We start from the raw sequence: 23,161 nt of genomic DNA, 5'->3' as shown, positions 1-23,161 counted from the left end.
GACATCGTTGTCAGAACGATTACAGACTCCGCCTCAATCGCCGGGTCAGCCCTGGCCGTGCCCAACCGATGGAGTCCGTGTGACCAACGCCGCCCACGCTGTACCGGCCCATGCCCCGCCCGCCGCGACGCCGCCGTTCCTGGCCGCCGACGTGGGTGGCACGCATGTCCGGGTTGGCCGGGTCCAGGCCAGCGCCGATCCGGCCCATCCGGTGGAGCTGCTGGACTACCGCAAGTTCCGCAATGCGGATTACGCCGGCCTCAGCGCGATCCTGTCCGACTTCCTGGCCGACGGCCCGCGCCCGACGCATTGCGTGGTCGCCACGGCCGGCTATGCCCGCGACGACGGCACGGTGATCACCGCCAACCTGCCCTGGCCGCTGTCGGCGCGGCAGATCGAGCGCGATGTCGGCCTGGACCAGGTGTATATCGTCAATGACTTCGAAGCCGTGGCCTACGCCGCCGCCCAGGTCGATGCCAGCGGCGTGCTGCAGCTGACCGGCCCGGCCACCGCCCCGCGCGGCCCGACCCTGGTGGTCGGTCCCGGCACCGGCCTCGGCGCGGCGGTATGGATCCCGACCGCCCATGGCGCGGTGGTCCTGGCCACCGAAGCCGGCCAGCCGACGCTGGCCACCACCACCGAACTGGAGATGGCGATCGTGCGGCAGATGCTGCGCGACCGGTCGCATGTCTCGGTCGAGCAGGCGCTGTCCGGCCCCGGCCTGATGAATCTGTATCGCGCCCTGTGCGCGTTGAACGGCCACGCACCGACGTTGACCACCCCCGATGCGATCACCGCCGCCGCCGTGGCCGATCAGGACCCGCTCGCGCGGCAGAGCCTGGACGTGTTCTGCGGCCTGCTCGGCAGCACGATCGGTGACATGGCGCTGCAGTACGGCGTCACCGGCGGGGTCTACCTGGCCGGCGGCATCCTGCCGCAGATCCGCGATTTCCTGTTGAACAGCACCTTCGTCGAGCGGTACCTCAACAAGGGGCCGATGCGCGAGGCGCTGGAACGCATTCCCGTGAAGGTGGTCGAGCACGGGCAGCTGGGCGTCATCGGCGCCGCCAGCTGGTACCTGGGACATAGGGACCACCCGAACGCCTGAGGGCGTGCAGGGAAAGGCAATACGCAGTACGTGGCACCCATTGCGCGCCCCGTCCAGGGCGCGCGGCAAAGTCGTACCAGACGCAAGAAGACACGCCGTCGCCGGCGAACCATCGGATTGATGAGGAGAGACATCATGAACCACCGCAAGAGTCTGCTTTCGGCAGCCATTTTCAGCTGTCTGGTGTTCGGCGCGCAGGCGCAGGAAACCTCGACCACCCCCACCGAGCTGGACACGGTCAGCGTGGTGGGCATCCGCGCCAGCCTGGAAAAGTCGCTGGATACCAAGCGCAACAACGTGACCATTTCCGAGGCGATCACCGCCGAGGACATCGGCAAGTTCCCCAGCACCAACGTGGCCGAGGCGCTGTCGCAGCTGCCAGGCATCTCGCTGGACCGTCGCTTCGGCCAGGGTGAGCGGGTCAGCATCGACGGCACCGACCCCAGCCTCAACCTGTCCTTCCTGGATGGCCACCCGGTCGCGCAGGCGATCTGGCTGTACGGCGAGCAGCCCAACCGCGGCTTCGACTACACCCTGCTGTCGCCGTTGATCCTGGGCCGCATGGAAGTCATCAAGTCCTCCGAAGCGCGCCTGACCGAAGGCAGCCTGGGCGGCACGATCCTGATGCACACCCGTCAGCCGCTGGACATGCGCGCCAATGAAGTGGCCGCCTCGGTGGGGTACAGCTACAGCGACCAGGCCAGCAAGGGCAAGCCGAACGCCTCGGCGATCTACAGCTGGAAGAACGACGAGGAAACCTTCGGCATCAACGTGGCCGCGCAGCACTATGAAGAGCGCGTGGACCGCCAGGGCATGGAAGTGTTCGGGTACGCCAAGGCCTCCACCTTCACCAATGCGCCGGGCGTGGACCCGAACGCGGATGTGCCCAACTCGGTCAATGCGGCGTGGTTCCAGCAGGACCGCAAGCGCGACAGCGCCGTGGTCAACCTGCAGTTCAAGCCGACCGATGAGCTCGAGTTCAACCTGAGCGGCCTGTACATCAAGGAAAACTTCGACAACTACAACCAGTCGATGTATTCCTTCCTGACCTGGAATCCCGGCACCATCGGTGCGGTCAACCAGCTCGGCGATGTGCGCAACGGCGTGGTCAACAGCGGCCACTCCAACGCCAGTGCCACCGCTAACAGCGGCACGGTGATCTACGACAACAACGTGCGCGAATCCGAAGTGACCACCAAGGGCCTGGACCTGCGTGGCGCCTGGAAGGGCGAGGGCTGGGGCATCAGTGGCCAGGCTGGCCAGAGCAAGTCCGAGAACAAGGACCTGGCCCAGTACTTCATCGAGCCGTTCTACAACGGTGGTTTCAGCTGGAACCTGGACAAGGGCATCACCTTCGACAACCCCGATGCGGCCCGCAGTCCGGCCAACTGGGGCTCGGCCGGTGGCTGGTTCGGCAACAACGGTATCTTCTCCACCGACAGCAAGGACACCTACGCACAGCTGGACTTCAATGTGCAGTTCGACAGCATCTTCAACCAGCTGCAGTTCGGCGTTCGCCACGGCAAGCATGAAGAGAGCTTTGATCTGAACGTGTATGGCGGCGTGCGTCCGGGCACCCTGGCCGACGTCGGCACCATCGGGCTGACCGACATCCAGGGCTTCGCCGATGGCCAGGGCCGTCATATCCAGGTTGGCCGTGACAACGTGCTGAACTGGGTCAAGGGCAGCCCGCTGGACTTCGCCAACCCGGATCCGGCCAGCTACCTCAACAACAGCTGGGCGTTGGAGCAGACCAACAACGCCGCCTATGCGCAGTTGAACTTCTCCAACGGCCCGGTACGCGGCAACGTCGGCGTGCGCTACGTGGATTCCAAGACGGCCGGCAGCGGCTTCGTCTACGGCGGCACCCCCACCCTGACCGACCTGGACAGCAAGTGGCAGACCCAGACCAAGAAGGAAGACTTCCTGCTGCCCTCGGTCAATCTGGTCTACGACACCGACAGCGACTGGGTGTTCCGCTTCGGCGCCAGCAAGGTCATCGCGTGGGCGCCGTACAACCAGATGGTGAACAATACCTTCCTCAACGACACCACGCTGACCGGCAGTGGCGGCAATGCGGCCCTGTCGCCGTATGAGTCCTGGAACTACAACCTGTCGGCCGAGTACTACTTCGCTCCGCAGTCGGTGGTGGCCTGGTCGCTGTTCTACAAGAAGATCGACAACTACATCGATACCAGCGCCGTCACCGAGCGCCAGTACAACTCGATCCGCGATAGCTCGCCGGCCACCTGGGCCAACATCGTGGGCACCAACGGCTGTGCGGCCGACGGCTACTGCGACTACAGCATCCAGCGTCCGCGCAATGCCGGCAGCGGCCACGTCAAGGGCTTCAACCTCAGCTACCAGCAGCCCTTCGGCGAAAGCGGCTTCGGCCTGACCGCGAACTACACCTACGCCAACGGCGAAAACAATTCCGGTGATGCGCTGCCCTACCAGTCGCGCAACTCGGTTGCGTTCAGCCCGTACTACGAGAAGGGCCCGATCAACGCCCGCCTGACCTACAACTGGCGTGACAGCTATCTGGCCGGCGGCTACGTCGCAGGCTCGGCACCGGCCAGCGTGGACGACTACGCCGAGCTGGGCGCCAGCTTCGGATACACCTTCAACGAGAACTGGTCGGTCACCGTGGACGCCCAGAACCTGCTCGATGAAGAGTATTTCCAGTACCTGGGCGACAAGGATCACCTGGCCTCGCGTTACAAGAGCGGCCGCCGCTACATGGCAACCCTGCACTTCAAGTTCTGATTGCCTTGGCACTATGCTGAATGCCTGAAACGGGCCCGGATTTCCGGGCCCGTTTCACAGGTGGAACCCGATTCGCTACAAAGGAATGACCCGATGCACACCCGCACCCGTCGTACCTCGCTGTCGCTGCTGCCCTTCGCACTGGCGCTCTCCCTCGCACCGCTGGCCCAGGCTGCCGACGCACAGGCACCGGCTGGCCCGAAGGCCCTGCCCGGTTCGCTGATGCTGATCCCCGCGCCCGCCAAGGTCGATCGCATCGACGGCGCCGGGTACACCGTGACCGCCGCCACGCCGGTCCGTGCACAGGGCCAGGCCGCCCAGCGCGTCGCCACGCAGTTCGCCACCCTGCTGCGCGACAGCGGCGGCCCGGCGGTAACGGTCAGCGAAGGACGCGGCAAGGACGGCATCCGCTTCGTGCTCGATGCCACGCTCAAGACCGGTACCGAGGGCTACCAGCTGCGTTCGGACGCGCGTGGCGCGACCGTGCAGGCCGCCACCGAAGCCGGCCTGTTCTACGGTGCGGCCACGCTCTCGCAGCTGCTCACCGGCGGCAGCGATGGCAAACTCCCGGCGCTGCGTATCGACGATGCGCCCCGTTTCAGCTGGCGCGGCCTGATGCTCGATTCGGCCCGCCACTTCCAGAGCCTGGATGAGATCAAGCAGGTCCTCGATGCGATGGCCGAGCAGAAGCTCAACACCTTCCATTGGCATCTCACCGATGACCAGGGCTGGCGCATGGAGATCAAGCGCTACCCGAAACTGACCGGCATCGGCAGCTGCCGCATTCCGGCCGGCGATGGCGGCCGTGACCCGGTCACCGGCGCCGAGCGCCCGTACTGCGGCTTCTATACGCAGGACCAGATCCGTGAGGTGATCGCGTATGCCGCCGCGCGCCATATCCAGGTCATTCCTGAAATCGACGTGCCCGGCCACGCCACCGCAGCGATCGCGGCCTACCCGGAACTCGGCACGATCGACACCCCACTCAAGCCGCTGAGCGAATGGGGCGTTTTCCCGAACCTGTTCAACACCGACGACAGCACCCTCGAGTTCCTCGAGAACGTGCTGGAAGAAGTCATCGCGTTGTTCCCGGCCACGTACGTGCACGTGGGTGGCGACGAAGCGGTCAAGGACCAGTGGGAGGCCTCCGCACGGGTGCAGGCACGCATGCGCGACGTGGGCGCCGGCGATGAGATGGAAATGCAGAGCCACATCATCAAGCGCCTGGAGACCTTCCTGGAACAACACGACCGGCGCCTGATCGGCTGGGATGAAATCCTCGAGGGCGGGCTGCCGCCGGAAGCCACGGTGATGTCCTGGCGCGGCACCGAGGGCGGCCTCAAGGCCGCCAGCGAGGGCCACGACGTGGTCATGTCGCCGGTGACCGACATGTACATGGACTACCTGCAGACCAACTCACCGAACGAACCGCCGGGCCGCCCGGCGACGATTCCGCTGGCACGTGTGTACGGCTTCGAGCCGGTGCCGGACGCGCTGGCCAAGGACAAGCAGCACCACATCCTCGGCCTGCAGGCCAACATGTTCACCGAGCACACGCGCAGCTACGCGCGTCTGCAGCACAACCTGTTCCCGCGCCTGGCCGCGGTGGCCGAGACCGGCTGGTCGCCGCGCGAGCGCCGCGACTATGCGGATTTCCTGGCGCGCCTGCCAGCGCAGCTGCAGCGTTACCAGGCGATGGGCATCGCGTATGCGCAGACGCCGTTCCAGGTGGAGCTGGACAGCACGGACGACCGCGCCGCCGGCACCGCGACGCTGGCCCTGCGCACCGCGCTCGGCTACGACATCCATTACAGCGTGGATGGCAGCGCGGTCACCGCGCAGTCACCGCGCTACACCGCCCCGCTGCAGCAGCCGCTGCCGGTGGCGCTGCAGGCGGCCACGTTCTTCAACGGCCAGGCGTTGGCCAAGGCGGCCAGCCGCTTCGATGTCACCGCCGCGTCGCTGCTGTCGCGGACCGACGAACATCTCGCGCAGTGCCCGGGCGAAGGCCAGTTGCTGCTGCGCCTGGAAGACGACGGCCCGGCCGATGGCGAGCGCGCGATCTTCAACGTGGACATCTTCAACCCGTGCTGGTTGTGGAAAGACGCGAACGTGGAGGGCATCGCCAAACTGCGCGTGCGGGCCGGGCAGATCCCGTACTACTTCCAGCTGGCCCACGACGAGCCGAACCGCCGCTTCGCGCCCAAGCGCAGCGCACACGGGGAGATGGACATCCTCGGCGGGCAGTGCGATGGCAAACCGCTGGCCAGCGTCACGCTGCCGGCCGCGCCGGGCGCCGATGGCTTCATCACGCTGGAGGCGGCATTGCCGCGGTCGCTGAAGGGTACGCAGAACCTGTGCGTGCGCTTCACCGGCGATACCCGGCCGACGATGTGGGTGCTGGATGAGATGACGCTGTTGCCGCGCTAATTCGGGCACCGGGGTGCCGGCCAGCGGCCGGCACTACCGGTCGTGCGTCGCCGACGTCACACCCATCAACCGCGCAGGCGCACCAGCAGATCGCGCAACGGGGTGAACACGATCGCCATGCCGGCCAGTACGCCAACGCTGTTGGCCAGCGCATCCATGGGGTCGGCCATGCGGTTGACAGTCAAGGCGCCCTGCGCGAATTCGATGCCGATGCCCAGCGCGACCAGGCCGACCGCGGCCCAGACCAGCGCCGCACGCCGCTGGTAGATCTGCACGGCGGAGGCGGCCAGCAGGAAATAGGCGAGGAAATGCTCGACCTTGTCGCTGTTCTCCGGCAATGCGAGCGGCGGCGGCGGAATCAGGCAGACCACGATCGTGCCCAATACCGCCCCCCACCACAGCGCCAGCCAGAACCGCGGCCAGCGCAGCGGCTTCAACAGATCCGGGGCCGCCACGTTACAGCCGCCAGGTCAGATCGCCGAGTTCGAAGGCGGGTTCGAAATCGACATCACGCTGGAAGCCCATCACCTGGAAGCGCTCGCCCATCTCGGTCGGCAGGGTCAGCTTTTTCACCTGATCGCGCAGGCGCACGCGGCCGATCTCGTCGGTGCGCGCATCGGCTTTCTCCAGCAGCGTATCCAGCCCGTTCCCGAGCAGGAAACTGGCCTGCGTGCAGTAACCGGCCAGTTCGAATCCGGCACCGGTGCCCGACTCGGCCAACGCGGTGAAATCCACCGAGGCAGTCAGGTCCTGCAGGCCCGGCCAGCGGTACAGATCGTTGTGCACGTGATGGCGATAGAACGCGCGCACCGTGCCGTCGTCGCGGTCGTCCTGGTAATACTCGTTGCGCGGGTAGCCGTAATCGACGAACAGCATCGCGCCGCGCTTCAGGCCGCCGGCGATCGCCTGGATCCAGTACGGCAGCTGCGGCAGCAGTTCGGAACGGTAACCATCGGCGAAGGGCTTCTCGCGGTAGTGCTCGACATGCCGCACCGCTGCGGTGAGCATCGCATCGGCCGGCTGCGCGCCGCGCACGAAGGCGCCCTGTGCATCCAGCTCGACGGTTTCCTCGTACACCATGCCATCGCGCGCGAGGAAGCGCGGCGTCGGCAAGGCATCGATCACTTCATTGGCGAAGACCATGCCGTCCCAGTCGTCATCGAACGGGCCGTCCAGCCACTCCACCAGGGCGAACACGGGCGGGATCAGCGCCTTTTCCAGGCGCTCGCGCTGGCGCTCGCGCAGGTCCGCGCTGGGCTCCAGGATCGCGTAGCGCTCAGGCAGCGCGTCCAGTTCCAGCATGCGCTTGAGCAGCACTTCGGCGAACGCGCCGCTGCCGCCCCCCACTTCCATGAAACGCGCTTCCGGGCCGAGCTGCTGCATCACCGGGGCGATCGCATTGGCCAGCGTGGCGGCGAACAGCGCGCCGATTTCCGGCGAGGTGGTGAAATCGCCGGCGGCACCGAACTTGCTGGCACCGGCGCTGTAATAGCCCCAACCGGGGGTGTACAGGCTCAGCTCCATGAAACGGGAGAACGGCATCGCGCCGCCGTTGGCGAGGATTTCAGCACGCAGCGCCGCAGCCAGCTCGTCGCTGTGGGCCAGGGCGTCGGATTCGGGGGTGGGCAGTGGGGAATGCATGGCGCGGGCGATTGCGGTGACAATGCACAGCATAGCCTGAGCAGGGAGTACCCCCGATGACCGATACCGCGCCCGTGGCGCTGATCACCGGCAGCGCGCGCCGGATCGGCGCGGCCATCGCCCGCCAGTTCCACGCCTGTGGCTGGTCGGTGGTGCTGCACGCCCACACCTCCACGACCGAGCTGCAGCAGATGGCCTTCGACATGGACATGCTGCGCCCGGGCAGCGTGCTGGCGCTGCAGGCGGATCTGCGCGATGCCGATGCCCTGCCCGATCTGATCGACCAGACCGTGGCCCAGTTCGGCCGTCTGGACAGCCTGGTCAACAATGCCTCCAACTTCTACCCCACCCTGCTCGGCCAGATCACCGCCGCGCAATGGGACGACCTGTTCGCAGTCAACGCCCGCGCGCCGCTGCTGCTGGCCCAGGCCGCCGCGCCGCACCTGCGCCGCCAGCAGGGCAGCATCGTCAACCTGACCGATCTGCACGGTACCCAGCCGATGCGTGACCACCCGGTGTACGCCGCCGCCAAGGCAGCCCTGGAAATGGTCACCCGCTCGCTGGCGCTGGAACTGGCGCCCAAGGTACGGGTCAACGCGGTCGCCCCTGGCGCCATCCTGTGGCCGGAACAGGGCAAGGACGATTTCGCCCAGCAGGCGCTGCTGGCGCGCACGCCGCTGGCCCGTACCGGCACGGTGGAGGAGATCGCCGAGGCGGTGTACTGGCTGGCCACCGAGGCCGCGTTCGTCACCGGGCACACGCTGCGCGTGGATGGTGGGCGGACGTTGTCGTAGGCGGCCACCGTTGGTGGTCGCATGCGGGCCCCGTACCGACCAACGGTCGGTACCTACCGCATCGATCAGACCGGCACCAGCTCCATCGTGTCGAACGGCTCGCCGAACTGCCGATGGGCCCGCCACAGCGCCTCCAGGGTCAGCCCGCTGACCGGGTCGCGGAAGTCCGGCGCGATGTCGGCCAACGGCTTGAGCACGAAGGCGTGCTTGAGCTCCGGGCGCGGGATGCGCAGGTGGCCGGGGCCTTCCACGATCAGATCGCCGTAGAACACCACATCGATATCCAGGGTGCGGTCGCTGAAGCGCGGGCCGCTGCGGTCGCGGCCGTGGGCATCCTCCAGCGCGTGCAGCCAGTCATCCAGCGTCTGCAGCGGCAGATCGGTCTCGATCGCCACGGCGTTGTTGAGGAAATCCGGGCCGTCGAAGCCGACCGCGGCAGTGCGGTAGGCCGGCGATACAGCGATCGCGCCAAAACGCGCGCGCAGCGCTTCCACCGCGGCGTGAAGGTGCTGTTGCGGCTGCAGGTTGCTGCCCAGGCTCAGGAGCGCAGTGGTCATGGTATTCAGCGTACGTGGGGCGATTCCACACGGGGGCAACATGCCCAGCGCATAGAATCGGGGTGCACATCATAGGACACCGACATGACCTATTGCGTCGGCATCGAGGTGGACGAAGGCCTGGTCTTCGCCGCCGACACCCGCACCAACGCGTCGCTGGACGACGTACGCGTGCACCGCAAGCTGCACGAGTTCGAGTTTCCCGGTGAAGCCGCCTTCGTCATCATGGCCGCGGGCAACCTGGCGACCACCCAGCTGCTGATCTCACGGCTGCGCCGCGATGTGGAGGAACAACGCCCGGAAAACCTGCGCGCCTACCGGCATCTGTTCGAGGTGGCCGAGTACGTGGGCCGGGTGCTGCTCGACAGCCAGGTCAAATCCAGCACGCATGAGGCGGGCCAGGACGGCATCGTGACCCAGGCCACGCTGATCCTGGGCGGCCAGATCGGCGGCGAGCATCCGGGGCTGTACATGATCTATCCGCTCGGCAATGCCATCGCGGCCTCGCCGGAGACCCCGTTCCTGCAGATCGGCGAGTCCAAGTACGGCAAGCCGATCCTGGACCGGATCCTGCGCCCGCAGACGCGGCTGGAAGACGCTGCGCGCACCGCCATCGTCTCGCTGGATTCGACCATCCGCTCCAACCTGTCGGTCGGGCTGCCGGTGGATCTGGTGCTGATCCGCAAGGATGACCTGCGCATCACCCAGCGCATGCGCCTGGCCGGCGACAGTCCGCTCTACGCGGAAATCCACGGCAACTGGTCCTTCAAGCTCGAACAGGCCGTGGCCAGCCTCCCCCGGTTTCCCTGGGAGGCCTGATCAGGCGGTTTCCAGCGCCTCGGCGACCGAACGGAACACCTGCTGCATTTCCAGCGGCTTGCGCAGCACGTGCACATTGATGCCGGGCGGGAACACCGCCAGCGGCACGGTCACCTCGGCTTCTTCCAGCACCAGCGCCGGGCCGCGGTAGCCCAGCGTGGCCATCTCGCCCAGCAGGTGGCTGGCCGAGAGCAGCTTGGAGCCGGCATCGGCGATCACCAGGGCCGGCATGCTCTCCTGCTGCATCCAGCGCAGCGCGGCCGCACCATCGGAGGCCAGCTGCAGGTGATAGCCCTGGCTGGACAACGCATTGCCCAGCAGCGACAGCCGCGTCGCCTCACCATCCACGACCAGGATGGACTGGCCGGTACCGGCGGCGATCGGCCCGTCGACCGCAGCGGCAGTGTCGGCGATCTCGCGCATCGGCAGCAGCAGATCGAAGCGGGTGCCGACACCCGGCTGGCTGTCGACGTGGATGCTGCCGTGTGCGCCTTCAATGATGCGCTTGCACGAAATCAGGCCCAGACCGGTGCCGGTGGCCTTGGTGGTGAAGAAGGGATTGAACAGATGCGACAGCGTGTCGGCATCCATGCCGATGCCTTCATCGGTCACCGAGATCCGCAACCAATCCTCGCCATGCGTATCGGCGGCGGATGCCGCGCGCAGCGTCAACCGGCCGCCGTCCGGCATGGCCTGGATGGCATTCAGCGCGAGGTTGAGCAGGACCTGCTGCAGCTCGGTGTAGTTGGCATCCACCGCCAGGCCATCGGCCACCTCCAGGTGCAGGGTGACCTTGGCCGGCAGGTTGCTGCGCAGGAGCAGCTCGACCCCTTCGAACAGGTGGACCAGGCAGATGTGCTCGCTGCTGTTGCGCGAACCGCGCACGAAGGACAGCATCGATTCGGCCATCTCATGCCCGCGCCGGCCGCACTCGGCGATGATGTCGGCCAGATGGTGCAGCTGCGGATCGTCGGTCCGCGCCTTCATCAGGTCCGGCATGATCAGCAGCGGCTGCAGGATGTTGCGCAGGTCGTGGCTCAGGCCGGCCGCCAGCAGCGACAGGCTTTCCAGACGCTGCGCGCGCATCAGCTCGGCTTCCACCCGCTGGCGGTCGATCGCGCTGCGCGCTTCGCGCACGGCACGCGCCACCGCCGAGGGCAGACGCGCCGGCTGGTGCTTGATGATGTAATCGTTGGCGCCCTGGTGCAGGGCGGCCACCGCGTTTTCCTCACCCATCGTGCCGGACACGAAGATGAAGGGCACCTCGGGCAACGCGGCGCGCACGATCTGCAGCGCTTCATTGCCGGAGAAGCCGGGCATGCTCAGGTCGGACAGCACGATATCCGGCGCGGCGCGCTCGAGCGCCTCACGCAGTTCCTGCGCGCTCTCGACCCGCTCGAAGCTCGCCTCCAGGCCAGCGTCGAGCATCTGCTCGCACATCAGTTCGGCGTCTTCCGGCGAATCCTCGATCAGCAGGATCCGCAGCGCACCCAGGGCGGGGCCGGTCAGCGGCATGGGCTTACTCGATCTCCGGTGCCTGGTTGATCAAGCCCCAGAACTTGCCCAGGGTCTGCACGGCGCCGAAGAACTGGTCCACGTCCACCGGCTTGACCACGTAGGCGTTCACGCCCATGTCCCAGCTGCGCGCCAGATCGCTTTCCTCGCGCGAGGACGACAGGATCACCACCGGCAGCCGCTTGAGCTCCTCGGTGTTGCGGATTTCCTTGAGCACTTCCAGCCCATCCATGCGCGGCATCTTGATATCCAGCAGCAGCACGGCCGGCAGGCCTTCATCGCGGTTGGCGAAGGCGCCACGGCGCAGCAGGTAATCCATCGTTTCCACGCCGTCTTCGACGTGCACGATCGGGTTGGCCAGGCGGGCCTCCTTCAATGCGTCGATGGCCATCTCGGCGTCGGCGGGGCTGTCCTCGGCAAGGAGGATGGTACGGAGAGCGGTCATGCGGCGGAGCCCTTGTTGATTGCGTCGAGCGCGGGTGGAAGAACGAAGTGGAACGTGGCGCCCTGATCGACCGCCGACTCGGCCCAGATACGGCCCCCGTGGCGGGTCAACACCCGGCGGACACTGGCCAGGCCGATGCCCGTGCCGGGGTAGTCACTGGCCTTGTGCAGCCGTTGGAACACCCCGAACAGCTTGCCGGCGTAAGCCATGTCAAACCCGGCGCCGTTGTCGCGCACGGTGAACAGATGGCTGCCGTCCGGCTGCAGTTTGTAGTCGACCTCGATCCGGGCCGGCTCGCGGTTGGAAGAATACTTGATCGCGTTGCCGAGCAGATTCAGCCAGACCTGCCGCATCATGTTTTCATCGGAAACAATGATCGGCAGCGGCGCGATCTTCCAGTCGATATGGTGCGGCACCCCGCTGTTCTCCGACTCGCTCTGCTGGTTGGCATCGAGCATGGCGCGGGTGTCGGCCACCAGCGACTGCATGTCCACGGCCTGCAGCCGCATCGCCGCCCGGCCCAGGCGCGAATAGACCAGCAGGTCGTCGATCAACGCGGCCATGCGTTTGGCCGAATTGGAAATCACGCCAAGGTAATGGAGCGACTTCTCGTCCGCGCCCTCGCCCAGGTGGCGGGTCAGCTTGTCCGAGAAGCCGGCCACGTGGCGCAGCGGCGCGCGCAGATCGTGCGAGACGGAGTAGCTGAATGCTTCCAGTTCGCGGTTGACCTCGGAGACCTGCTCTACTTTCCCTTCCAGCTGGCGATTGAGCTCTTCCACCCGCAGCTGCACGGCGCGCTGGACGGTGACATCGCTGACCGTCATCAGCACCACTTCGTCGTCCTTGTCGGGCAACGGCATGCGCCGCGCGTTGATGAGCATGATGCGCACCACGTCATCGGCGGTGCGCTGTTCGTGCTCGTAGTCCCACAGCTCGCGGCCGCGCAGCAGCACATCGGTCAGACGCTGGCGGACCACCGCATCGGCCCAGGCACCGTCGCCGATGCTGTCCAGCGGCAGCCCCTCGGGCGATGTCTCCTCGTCCAGCCCATACAGTTCGGCGAACGCGGGGTTGTGCATCTGTACCCGCAAGCTGCGGTCGAGCAGCACGATCGGTTCGCGCACGGTATGCAGCACCGAGGCCGCGCGCTCGGCCGCGCGCAGCGAGGCACGTTCGGCGGAGAGGCGATGGCGGATCTGCCGCTGCAACAGCCACAGCACCAGGCCGAGCAACAGCAACTGCACCACCAGCGCCGACCAGGAGACGAACTCGCCCTGCCGCTGCTGTGCGGCAAACAGCGTTGAGCGCTGCTTGAGCAGCTGTTCCTCGGTGGCCTGGAGTTCTTCCACCAGGCTGCGGATCGGGTAGCGCGTGGTCAGGTCGGCCACCAGCTGGCGCTGATCGGCATCGGGCGAGGAACGGGCCAACTGCTTGGCCAGTTCCATCCGGCGCTCGAGCATGGACTGGATGCGACCGATCCGGACCAGCTGATCGGGATTGTCGCGGGTGAGTTCGGCCAACCGCGCCAGCCGCCCGGGAATGTCGTCGGCCTGGGCCAACCGCTCACGCAGGCCGGGGGCATCGATGCCCTTGGACATCGTCAACGCCGCGGATTCCACATCGCGGACATCGGCCTGCAGCTGGTAGACCGCCACCCCGACATCCTGGGTATGGGTGACCCAGTTCATCGCATCGATGTTGTCATTGGCCAGCTTGCGCAGGGTGAGCCACGGCACCACGATGATGGCTACCGCCGCCAGGGCCAAGGCCGGCAGACGCCAGCGGTCCCAGATTTGATCACTGAACACCAGCGCCATAGTCCCTCTTCAGCTCGATGCCATCGACGACCCGGCCCAGGCGGCAGCGCCGGCCCGCGCAGCCCCATCGGCAATGGCGAAGCGGTGAATATACTCCACCCCTTTGTGAATACGGGGCAGGCGGCCTGCAAAAAAAAGAGCGCGCCCGAAGGCGCGCCCTGTTCAGCGATGCAGCGGTGGGGCTCAGCGTGCGGCGGTCGCAGCCACCTTCAGGTTGGCAGCATCGACGCGCTTGACGCCCTTGATCTGCTGGGTCACGCGCACCGCCTTGTCATGTTCGGCCTGGCTGGCCACGGTCCCGGTCAGGGTGACGACGCCATTGACGGTCTCCACCTTCACTTCGGTACCCGGGACGTTCTTGCTGGTCAGCAGGTCGGTCTTGACCTTGGTGGTGATCCAGCTGTCGGTGACCGGCTCGGCCGAGTCGTGCTTGTCGGCGTGGGTCATCGCGGCATGATCGGTCTTCGGCGGATCCTTGGCCATGGCAGTCGAGGTGCCCAGCACCATGCCCAGGGCCAGCGAAGCAGCAAGCAGATTACGGGTCGTGTTGGTCATGTTCGAATTCCTTTGCGGATGTGCAGCCAGTGTCCGTGCACGGCCGTGGACAGGACGTGGGCGCCGCATAACGTTGCCGTGAACCACTCAGGTTGGCGCCGGATCGTTCAGATTTCCGCCCCGCGCGCGCAGCCGTTACGCTGTCCTGCCCCGTTATGTTGGAGCGCACCATGGCCGCCACACTTCAGGTCGCCTTGATCGGCTACGGGCTGGCCGGCAGCGTGTTCCATGCGCCGTTGATCCTGCATACGCCAGGGCTTGCACTGCACAGCATCGTAAGCTCGCAACGTGATCGCCTGCTGCGCAGCTTCACTGATGTGCGCATCTGCGATGACCCGCAGGCGGTGTTCGATGACCCGGCGGTGGACGCGGTGGTGATCGCCACGCCCAACGATGCGCATGCACCGCTGGCGCGCGCGGCACTGGCGGCGGGCAAACATGTGCTGGTCGACAAGCCCTTCGCGCTGTCCGCGGCGGAAGCCGAATCGGTGGTGCAGGCCGCGCACGACGCGGAGCGTGTGGTCACGGTGTTCCAGAACCGCCGCCACGATGCCGACTTCCTCACGCTCAAGCAGGTGATCGACAGCGGCAGTATCGGCCACGTCGCCGAATGCCATTCCCACTTCGACCGCTTCCGCCCGCAGGTGCGCGAGCGCTGGCGCGAAAGCGATGCGCCCGGCAGCGGGCTGTGGATGGATCTGGGGCCGCACCTGCTGGACCAGATGCTGCAGCTGTTCGGCTGGCCCGGCGCGATCAGTGTGGACCTGATGGCGCAGCGAGAACACGCGCTCGGCAACGACTACTTCCATGCGGTGCTGCATTACCCCCGGCATCGCGCGATCCTGCATGCCGGCTCGCTGGTGGCCGCCTCCGGTCCGCGCTTCATCGTGCATGGCGATGCCGGCAGCTATCTGAAGGACGGGCTGGACGTGCAGGAGGATCAGCTGCGGCGAGGCATTGCCCCGGGCGCCCCGGGCTGGGGACTGGACCCGCAGCACGGTCATCTGGTGCGGATCGATGCCGACGGGCACACCCGGCGCAGCACCGTGGACAACATGCCCGGCGATTACCGGGCGTTCTATGCGGCCTTCCGCGATGCAATGCTGGGCGTGGGCGAAGCGCCGGTCAGCACGGCGCAGGCGCTGCAGCTGATGCGCCTGCTGGATGCGGGCGCAGAGAGTGCACGCAGCGGGCGGCGGGTGACCCTTTGAATCGGTCACGCCAGCCCACGTAGCTCCACGCCATGCAGGAATGCGGGCCGGACGATGGGGTTCGGCCGGCCCGCATCGATCCGTGTTACGTGGTCTTGATCGCGTGACCGCCGAACTCGTTGCGCATCGCCGCCAGCAGACGGTCGCTGAAGGAATTCTTCTCGCGCGAGCGCAACCGTTCGAGCAGTGACAGCGTGATCACCGGGGCCGGCACATCCAGATCGATCGCCTCGGCGACGGTCCAACGGCCTTCGCCGGAGTCTTCGACGTACGGCGCGATGCCATCCAGCTGCGGGTTGCGGCCCAGTGCATCGGCACTGAGATCGAGCAGCCACGAACGCACCACGCTGCCGTGCTGCCAGGCCTTGGCCACCTGCGCCAGATCGAGGTTGAACCCGGTCTTGTGCTGCATCAGCGCGAAGCCTTCCGCGTAGGCCTGCATCATCCCGTACTCGATGCCGTTGTGGACCATCTTGCAGAAGTGCCCTGCCCCGCTCGGCCCCACATGCGCCCAGCCACGGTCCTCGCCCGGCGCCAGGGTGCGGAAGATCGCCCCGATCCGTTCGACCGCCGCCGTGTCACCGCCGATCATCAGGCTGTAGCCCTCCTGCAGGCCCCACACGCCGCCGCTGGTGCCACAATCGATGTAGGTCACGTCCTCGCCCTGCAGCTGTTCGCTGCGGCGCATGGAGTCCTTGTAGTACGAGTTGCCGCCGTCGATCACCACATCGCCCTCGGACAGATGCGGCGAGAGTGATGCCAGGGTCTGGTCGACCACGCCGGCCGGCACCATCAGCCACACCACGCGCGGGACCGGCAGCGCGGCGAGCGTCTCGGCGATCGAGGCGCTGACCTCGAACCCACGCGCGGCCGCCGCGCTGCGGGCGGCCTCACCCGGATCGACGCCGATCACGTGGTGGCCGCCACGGTGCAGCCGCTCGGCCATGTTCGCGCCCATGCGGCCCAGCCCGATCATTGCAATATCCATGAATCACCTTTGCTCTGTTGTCGTGTTGTCTTGCGGGAACGCTGACGGCGGGGAATCGCACTGGCGAAGGCGTGCGTCGATCCAGCGCCGATACAGCGTGGTATGCAGGTTGTGCAGCCCCAGTTCGATCGCGAACGGTGTACGCGGATTGCGATCGAGCAGGCGTGCGATGTGGTACCCGATAGGACGTATACCCCGAGGATGCACGTAAATCAGGAACCCCTGGTAGAACGGATCGTCCAGCAAGGCATCCAGTTCCTTCAGCAGCGGTTGCTGCTCGGCCGGTACCTCGCGCCGCCAGATCGGATCGCGCTCGATCAGCAGCCGCTCGAACCGGCGCGGCCCCGGGCCCGGCATGCGCTGGGCCAGCGCCCAGATGCGCCGGTTGATCTGGTCGTAATAGGCAAAGCCCTCGTGCTCGCGCAGCGCGCGTGCCGCCGCATCGCTGACATCGACCACCACGAAGTTCTCGGCCTGGTTGTTGATGTCGTCCAGGTACTTCCGCTCGAACACGTGCTCGATGAAACCGGGCGTGCCGACGAAGGCCTGCCGCCCGCGCAGGGCGGTCTGCTTCGCCTTGCCATCGGCCAGGAACTCACCGGCGTGCCGGCCGAGCAGGATGCTGTCGGTCTCGTGCAGGGTCAGGAAGGTGCCGATGGAGAGCTCATCGGCCGAGAACTCGCGATCGAACGCGGCATCGCCGTACAGCTCGCGCTGGGTCGCCAACTGCGCGACCTGGCGGCCGACCCCGCATTCGGCCCGTACGCGGCCCTCGTAGAAGGTCTGCAGTGCCGCGCTGTTGGCCTCGGCCGGCTGATAGCCGCGACCGAAGCTGCGGAAGCGCTCCCAGCCCTTGGCCTGCGCGCCGCCTGCACCGAAACCGATCCAGCCCAGCTGCAGTGCCGAGAAGCGGAAGCCATCGTTGTCCTGCAGCGCGGTCGTCGCGCGGCGCGTGGCGGCGCCAAGCTGGAAGGCGTACGCGCAGACCGTGGCCGGGTCATCGAACAACGTGGGCAGCCAGGCCTGCCGCTGCGCCGCCGACCACTGGCGCGGCAGCTGCACACGCAGGTCGCCGGCGCTCTGGGCCCGGCGCAGATCGGCACGTTCGCAGACCGGACCACCGTGCACGACCGGCGCGGCGATATCAGCGGCGTCGACCTGCCAGCCGAGATCCTCGAGCACGCCCTGCGCGCAGGAGGCGGCGCTCCACGCGCTGGTCGCCGGGGTCAGCCCCAGCAGCGCGGCGAGCGCACAGCGATGCCAGCGCCGCGATCCTGCTGCCATGACCTGCCCCACCCCCGCCCGCTCAGCGCAGCGATGCCGGGGTATCGCTCACCACCTCGGCAGGCGTCGACTCGACGGCCGTGGCAGGCGCCGCTGCCGGTGCTGCGGCCGCCGGCGGCGTCGGCTCGGGCACGGCCGCGGCCGGCAGGTACTGCTGCAGGCGCTCGAAGAAGCGGCGGTAGAAGGTGGCGTCCTGCACGGTGCTGCTGGCCACTTTCACCAGAGAGTCGTCGTTGCTGCCGAACGGCAGCGACACCGAGCCCAGTGCGCCCACGCCGACGCTGGCCGAGGTCGGGCTCTTCTTGAGTGCGTAGCGGTCCTGCACCGCACTGACGAACACCAGCGCCTGGTCGCCGCGCGGCGCACAGGAGATGCGCAGCACCAGTTGCTCGTGTTCTTCATCCTTGGGCTGGAAGTTCTTGTTGCCCTCCACGGCGTCATCGCCGGCGCGGGCGATCGCATAGCCCTGGCTGAGCAGGGTGCGGCGCGCGGCCTCGCAGGCCTGGGCCGGCGGGCCGGGCACGGTGCGCGAATAGGTATCGCCGGAGTCGAAGGACTCGCGGATCAGCGTGCTGTCAGCGGCGCGGCCGCCACAGGCGGTCAAGGCGGCGACCGCCGCCAGCAGCGGGATCGAACGTACACGACGAAAGCGCATGGCCGCTCCTGCGGAAATCCAGCCTGCAAGGATAGACCTGCGCACGTTGGCAGGAGGTGGAAATGCACAGGCCGCCCCGAAGGGCGGCCTGTGGAGTTGTCACCGGTTCAGCTGGGCTGCCGCGGCGGTCAGTCCGCCCAGCGGCCGACACCGGTCGACTGCGGCAGCACCTGGGCCGACAGCGGGCGGTCGGCCTCCAACAGGTTGACCGCATCGGCCAGGATCGCGGCCGACTCGCGCAGCAGCGGATCCGGACGCTTTTCGGCCGCCTTCTCACGCGCGGCATCCTTGACGATATCGCGCTCGTTGCCGGTCAGGCCGTCGTCATTGCTGTCATCGGCCAACGGATCCAGATCCAGACCCAGTTCCTTGCGGATGGCCTGGCGGTCGGTGCGTTGCTTGTCCTGCTTCTCACGCTCGGCGCGGCGCTCGGCCTCGTTGAGCGAGATGTACTTCTTGGCCTTCTCGGCGCGGAACTGCTCGACATCCTCGTTCCACCACTGGAACTCCTTGTCGGCAGCGATGCGCGTGTCGTGGCGGCTCTCCAGCTTGGGCAGCAGCGGGCCGAAGTTGCCGTACTGGGTGTGCGGCACGGCGGCGATACGGGTCCACGGCAGAGCGTTGTCGTAGGTGCTTTCGCCGTACTCGCTGGCGTCCACACTGGCCGGGAAGGCCAGATCCGGCACCACGCCCTTGTGCTGGGTGCTGCTGCCGCTGACGCGGAAGAACTGGGCGATGGTCAGCTTGACCTGGCCGAAGCGCTGGGTCTCGCCACTGGGCCAACGGTCGAGGTCGACGATGTTCTGCACGGTGCCCTTGCCGAAGGTGGTCTCACCGATCACCAGGCCACGGCCGTAATCCTGGATGGCGCCGGCGAAGATTTCCGACGCCGAAGCCGAGCCGCGGTTGATCAGCACGGCCAGCGGGCCGTCCCACGCCACCACTTCACTGCGGTCGCTGTTGACGGTGACGCGGCCACCGGACTCGCGCACCTGGACCACCGGGCCCTGTTCGATGAACAGACCGGTCAGTTCGATCGCTTCATCCAGCGAGCCACCGCCGTTGTTGCGCAGGTCCAGCACCACGCCATCGAGCTTGTCGGCCTTGAAGCCGGCCAGCAGCTTGGCCACGTCGCGGGTCGCAGAGGCATAGTCGGCGGCGTTGCGGCGGCGGCCTTCGAAGTCCTGGTAGAAGGTGGGCAACTTGATCACGCCGACCTTGCGGGCCGGCTCCCCATCCTTGGCCGGGATGGTCAGGGTCTCGCCCTTGGCGGCCTGTTCGGCCAGACGCACCTTCTGGCGGGTCAGCACCAGGGTGTGGTGCTTGCCGTCGACGCCCTCTTCGGCCGGAATGAACTCCAGGCGGACCTGGGTATCGCTCTTGCCGCGGATCTTGGCCACCACATCATCGATGCGCCAGCCGATCACGTCTTCCAGCGGACCGGACTTGCCCTGGCCCACGCCGACGATGCGGTCGCCCGGCTTCAGCGTGCCGTTGACCGCGGCCGGGCCACCGGCGATGACCTCGCGGATCACCACCATGTCGTCCTGGCGCTGCAGCTGCGCGCCGATGCCTTCCAGCGACAGCGACATCGCCTGGTTGAAGTTCTCGGCGGTGCGCGGGGTGAAGTAATCGGTGTGCGGATCCACGGCGCTGGTGTAGGCGTTGAGGAAGAACTGGAACACGTCCTCGCCCTTGAGCTCATTGACCGACTTTTCCAGCGTGGCATAACGCTTGTCCAGCGTCTTGCGGATCTCGGCCGGCTGCTTGCCGGCCAGCTTCAGGCGCAGCCAATCGTTCTTGACCGACTTGCGCCACAGATCGTCCAGTTCGGCGCTGCTCGCGGCCCACGGCACGTCCTTGCGGTCGTACTCGAACTTCTCATCGGTGCTGAAATCGAAATCGGTCTTGAGCAGCTTGCGCGCATAGCCGACACGCTCACCCACGCGCTGCTTGTAGACCGCGAACACCTGGAACGCCGGTTCCAGCTCGCCGCCGCGGATGGCGGTGGCGATGTTGGCCTCGAACGGGGCGAAGCGGGTGATGTCGGCCTGGGTGAAGAACTGCTTGCTGCTGTCGAGCGACTCCAGGTAGCGCTTGAAGACGTCCTTGGAGGTCGCCGCATCCAGTGCGCGCGGCCGGTAGGCGTATCGGCTGTCCGAGAGCAGTCCGTAGACCAGCTTGGAGGTGGTCACCTGGTCGGCCGTGGCAGCCGAAGGCAGCGCGGGCGAATCGGCGTAGGCGGCCAGTGCCATCGGCGCGGTGAGCGCCAGGGCCATCAGGAATGCGGGGGCTTTGAATTTCATGGACTAGCTCGTGGCACCTTGCCAAGGGAGAGACTGCGTGCATTACAGACACCACGACAGTGCCGAAAGTTGCCGCGTTTGTCACCGGGGCCTTCAGCCTACCGAGGCCGTTGGAGAAATTTGTGAATACCGGGGAGAACGGCGGGCAGGCACAGGCCTGCGGCCATCCGCGGTTCAGGGCCGCGGCCGGGGAAAGACGAGTGGGGATTGGCAGAACGGGCCCCGAAGGGCCCGCGGGATCAACCGGCGACGCCGGCGTCGGCCGCCTGGCGGTCGGCATGGTAGGACGAACGCACCATCGGCCCGGAAGCGACGTGGCTGAAGCCCAGCGCATTGCCGTACTCCTCCAGCGCCTTGTACTCCTCGGGGGTCCAGTAACGCAGCACCGGGTGGTGATGCGCGGTCGGCTGCAGGTACTGGCCGATCGTGATCATGTCCACGTCGTGCTCGCGCAGGTCGCGCAGCGTGGCCTGCACCTGCTCCAGGGTCTCGCCGAGGCCGAGCATGATGCCGGACTTGGTGGCGATCTCCGGGTGCTGGGCCTTGAACTTCTTGAGCAGGGTCAGCGACCACTGGTAATCCGCGCCCGGGCGCACGTTGCGGTACAGGTCCGGCACGGTTTCGATGTTGTGGTTGAACACATCCGGCGGGTTGGTCGCCAGGATCTCCAGCGCGCGCTCCATGCGGCCCTTGCCACGGAAATCCGGGGTCAGCACTTCGATCTTGGTCTTGGGCGACCTGGCACGGATGGCACCGATGCAGTCGGCGAAGTGCTGGGCACCGCCGTCGCGCAGGTCATCGCGATCGACGCTGGTCACCACCACATACTTCAGGCCCATGTCGGCCACGGTCTGGGACAGGCTGGCCGGTTCATTGGCGTCCGGCGGCTTGGGCCGGCCGTGGGCGACGTCGCAGAACGAGCAACGACGGGTGCAGACCTCGCCGAGGATCATGAAAGTCGCGGTGCCGTGGCTGAAGCACTCGTGGATGTTGGGGCAGCTGGCTTCCTCGCAGACCGTGACGAGGCGGTTCTCACGCAGCTTGGCCTTGAGGTTCTGCACGGCGTTGCCGGAGGGAATCCGCACGCGGATCCACGACGGCTTGCGCAGCACCGGCACGTCGGCGAACTGCACCGGCGAGCGGCCGATCTTGTCACCGCCGATCTGTTTGACGCCGGTCTGCAACGGGGCGGCGGACGGCGTGTCGCCCTGCACAACCTGCAGGGGAATGAGGCGAGCGGTGGTTTCAGTCATGGCCTTGGTCGGCGGCGTTCACGCCGCGTCAGTCAAATCGGGTAGTTCAGCGGCCGGCTCGAGGTCCAGGCCGAACTGGCGGGCCAGATGGCCCAGCAGCACCGGCGTGACGGCCGCCATGCCGGACGGTCCCCCCAAGTCTACCACCGAGGTCACCTGCAGCCCTTGATAGCCACAGGGGTTGATCCGGCGGAACGGTTCCAGGTCCATGGCCACATTGAAGGACAGGCCATGGAAAGTGCAGCCGCGGCGGACGCGGATGCCGAGCGCGGCCACCTTGGCCCCGCCCACGTAGACCCCGGGCGCGCCATCCAGGCGCTCGGCGCCGATGTTCCAGTCGCCCAGGGTGTCGATGATGGCCTGTTCGATCCGGCACACGTAGTCGCGCACGCCGATCCCCAGTCGCCGCAACTGCAGCAGCGGGTAGATCACCAGCTGGCCGGGGCCGTGGTAGGTCACCTGGCCGCCACGGTCGACATGCAGAACGGGAATATCGCCCGGGGCGAGCACGTGCTCGTCCTTGCCGGCCTGGCCCAGGGTGAACACCGGGTCGTGCTCGACCACCCACAGTTCATCGCGGGTGGCATCGGTGCGGGCATCGGTGAAACGCTGCATGGCGTGCCAGACCGGGGCATAGGGCTGGCGGCCGAGGTCACGCACGAGGGCCGGTTGCGGCGCCCGGTCGCCCGGGGCCGCGGCAGTGGCGCAGCTGGCTACAGCGTCCACTTCACTTCCGGGTGGTCGCGCAGCGCGTTGTGGGCGGCATCGTACTGTTCGCGGTTGTCGGCCTTGAACACCAGTCGCACGGACACGTACTTGCCGTTGGACGAGTGTTTCCAGCTGACCCGTTCGGTCAGCACTTCCAGGCCGGCGAGCTCGAGCAGGCGCGGCAGTTCGCGTTCCAGGTCGTTGCCGGCCGCGCCCATGGCGCTGAGTTCGAACTGGCCGGGGAACTGGAAGCCGTGGTCGGGGTTGTCAGACTTGATCTCCATGACCCGGATTATGGGGATGCCCGCG

At 67.1% G+C, this 23,161-nt stretch carries 20 protein-coding genes; 6 read left to right on the top strand and 14 right to left on the bottom strand.

What is annotated here, in order from left to right; translation table 11 throughout:
* The first annotated feature begins 79 nt into the window (after positions 1–79).
* The 3 genes from ABE571_RS12780 (at position 80) to ABE571_RS12770 (ending at position 6,304) form a co-directional block, all read left to right on the top strand.
* Positions 80–1,108: a glucokinase family protein gene (locus ABE571_RS12780; RefSeq protein WP_346483286.1), complete on the top strand. Its 1,029-nt coding sequence runs from the start codon at positions 80–82 to the stop codon at positions 1,106–1,108.
* A gap of 135 nt (positions 1,109–1,243) precedes the next feature.
* Positions 1,244–3,874, top strand: a complete 2,631-nt coding sequence (locus tag ABE571_RS12775; RefSeq protein ID WP_346493798.1) for a TonB-dependent receptor — start codon at positions 1,244–1,246, stop codon at positions 3,872–3,874.
* Between the two features lie 93 nt (positions 3,875–3,967).
* The gene (locus ABE571_RS12770) at positions 3,968–6,304 is read left to right on the top strand and encodes a family 20 glycosylhydrolase (RefSeq protein WP_346483288.1); all 2,337 of its coding nucleotides are present in this window, start codon (positions 3,968–3,970) and stop codon (positions 6,302–6,304) included.
* 65 nt (positions 6,305–6,369) lie between these two features.
* Here ABE571_RS12770 and ABE571_RS12765 read toward each other — a convergent pair whose 3' ends face one another.
* The gene (locus tag ABE571_RS12765) at positions 6,370–6,759 is read right to left on the bottom strand and encodes a VanZ family protein (protein ID WP_313211610.1); all 390 of its coding nucleotides are present in this window, start codon (positions 6,757–6,759) and stop codon (positions 6,370–6,372) included.
* Position 6,760: 1 nt separating this feature from the next.
* Positions 6,761–7,945: a class I SAM-dependent methyltransferase gene (locus tag ABE571_RS12760; RefSeq protein ID WP_313211609.1), complete on the bottom strand. Its 1,185-nt coding sequence runs from the start codon at positions 7,943–7,945 to the stop codon at positions 6,761–6,763.
* Positions 7,946–8,001: 56 nt separating this feature from the next.
* Here ABE571_RS12760 and ABE571_RS12755 point away from each other — a divergent pair, with 56 nt between their 5' ends.
* Positions 8,002–8,739, top strand: coding sequence for a pteridine reductase (locus ABE571_RS12755; protein ID WP_313211608.1), 738 nt, complete (start codon positions 8,002–8,004; stop codon positions 8,737–8,739).
* 65 nt (positions 8,740–8,804) lie between these two features.
* Here ABE571_RS12755 and folK read toward each other — a convergent pair whose 3' ends face one another.
* A complete protein-coding gene (folK, locus tag ABE571_RS12750) occupies positions 8,805–9,296 on the bottom strand; it encodes a 2-amino-4-hydroxy-6-hydroxymethyldihydropteridine diphosphokinase (RefSeq protein WP_313211607.1) in 492 nt (163 codons plus the stop codon).
* Positions 9,297–9,380: 84 nt separating this feature from the next.
* Between folK and ABE571_RS12745 the strand changes: the two genes are divergently transcribed.
* Positions 9,381–10,115 (top strand): 20S proteasome subunit A/B, encoded by a 735-nt coding sequence (locus ABE571_RS12745; protein WP_152152276.1) that lies wholly within the window; start codon positions 9,381–9,383, stop codon positions 10,113–10,115.
* Here the strand turns inward: ABE571_RS12745 and ABE571_RS12740 are convergent, their stop codons facing one another.
* From ABE571_RS12740 to ABE571_RS12725, 4 genes are all read right to left on the bottom strand, one after another.
* Positions 10,116–11,630, bottom strand: a complete 1,515-nt coding sequence (locus tag ABE571_RS12740; protein ID WP_313211606.1) for an ATP-binding protein — start codon at positions 11,628–11,630, stop codon at positions 10,116–10,118.
* 4 nt (positions 11,631–11,634) lie between these two features.
* On the bottom strand, positions 11,635–12,075 hold the full coding sequence (locus tag ABE571_RS12735; RefSeq protein WP_313211605.1) for a response regulator: 441 nt from the start codon (positions 12,073–12,075) through the stop codon (positions 11,635–11,637).
* On the bottom strand, positions 12,072–13,892 hold the full coding sequence (locus ABE571_RS12730) for an ATP-binding protein (protein ID WP_346483289.1): 1,821 nt from the start codon (positions 13,890–13,892) through the stop codon (positions 12,072–12,074). The genes ABE571_RS12735 and ABE571_RS12730 overlap by 4 nt, the downstream gene beginning before the upstream one ends.
* Before the next feature lie 183 nt (positions 13,893–14,075).
* Positions 14,076–14,447 (bottom strand): BON domain-containing protein, encoded by a 372-nt coding sequence (locus tag ABE571_RS12725; RefSeq protein ID WP_313211603.1) that lies wholly within the window; start codon positions 14,445–14,447, stop codon positions 14,076–14,078.
* 170 nt (positions 14,448–14,617) lie between these two features.
* Here ABE571_RS12725 and ABE571_RS12720 point away from each other — a divergent pair, with 170 nt between their 5' ends.
* Entirely contained in the window at positions 14,618–15,658 is a 1,041-nt protein-coding gene (locus ABE571_RS12720; RefSeq protein WP_346483290.1) for an oxidoreductase, read from the top strand.
* An 85-nt stretch (positions 15,659–15,743) separates the two neighbouring features.
* Here the strand turns inward: ABE571_RS12720 and gnd are convergent, their stop codons facing one another.
* The 7 genes from gnd to ABE571_RS12685 all read right to left on the bottom strand — a co-directional run bounded on the left by gnd (position 15,744) and on the right by ABE571_RS12685 (position 23,136).
* Positions 15,744–16,646 (bottom strand): phosphogluconate dehydrogenase (NAD(+)-dependent, decarboxylating), encoded by a 903-nt coding sequence (gene gnd, locus ABE571_RS12715; RefSeq protein WP_313211600.1) that lies wholly within the window; start codon positions 16,644–16,646, stop codon positions 15,744–15,746.
* Positions 16,647–16,649: 3 nt separating this feature from the next.
* The gene (locus ABE571_RS12710; RefSeq protein WP_346483291.1) at positions 16,650–17,930 is read right to left on the bottom strand and encodes a hypothetical protein; all 1,281 of its coding nucleotides are present in this window, start codon (positions 17,928–17,930) and stop codon (positions 16,650–16,652) included.
* A gap of 22 nt (positions 17,931–17,952) precedes the next feature.
* Complete coding sequence (locus tag ABE571_RS12705; RefSeq protein WP_346483292.1) at positions 17,953–18,585, bottom strand: DUF2242 domain-containing protein; 633 nt, start codon at positions 18,583–18,585, stop codon at positions 17,953–17,955.
* Positions 18,586–18,713: 128 nt separating this feature from the next.
* Complete coding sequence (locus ABE571_RS12700; RefSeq protein WP_313211597.1) at positions 18,714–20,891, bottom strand: carboxy terminal-processing peptidase; 2,178 nt, start codon at positions 20,889–20,891, stop codon at positions 18,714–18,716.
* 239 nt (positions 20,892–21,130) lie between these two features.
* Positions 21,131–22,144 (bottom strand): lipoyl synthase, encoded by a 1,014-nt coding sequence (gene lipA / locus ABE571_RS12695; protein ID WP_313211596.1) that lies wholly within the window; start codon positions 22,142–22,144, stop codon positions 21,131–21,133.
* A gap of 18 nt (positions 22,145–22,162) precedes the next feature.
* Positions 22,163–22,870, bottom strand: a complete 708-nt coding sequence (lipB, locus tag ABE571_RS12690) for a lipoyl(octanoyl) transferase LipB (protein ID WP_313211595.1) — start codon at positions 22,868–22,870, stop codon at positions 22,163–22,165.
* On the bottom strand, positions 22,858–23,136 hold the full coding sequence (locus ABE571_RS12685) for a DUF493 family protein (protein ID WP_121041243.1): 279 nt from the start codon (positions 23,134–23,136) through the stop codon (positions 22,858–22,860). The genes lipB and ABE571_RS12685 overlap by 13 nt, the downstream gene beginning before the upstream one ends.
* Between the last annotated feature and the right edge of the window lie 25 nt (positions 23,137–23,161).

This window comes from Stenotrophomonas sp. TWI273 (assembly GCF_039674765.1).
Taxonomy (GTDB): Bacteria; Pseudomonadota; Gammaproteobacteria; order Xanthomonadales; family Xanthomonadaceae; genus Stenotrophomonas.
The sequence above is the reverse complement of the archived record's forward strand: the minus strand, read 5'-3'. Positions and strand labels throughout refer to the sequence as shown.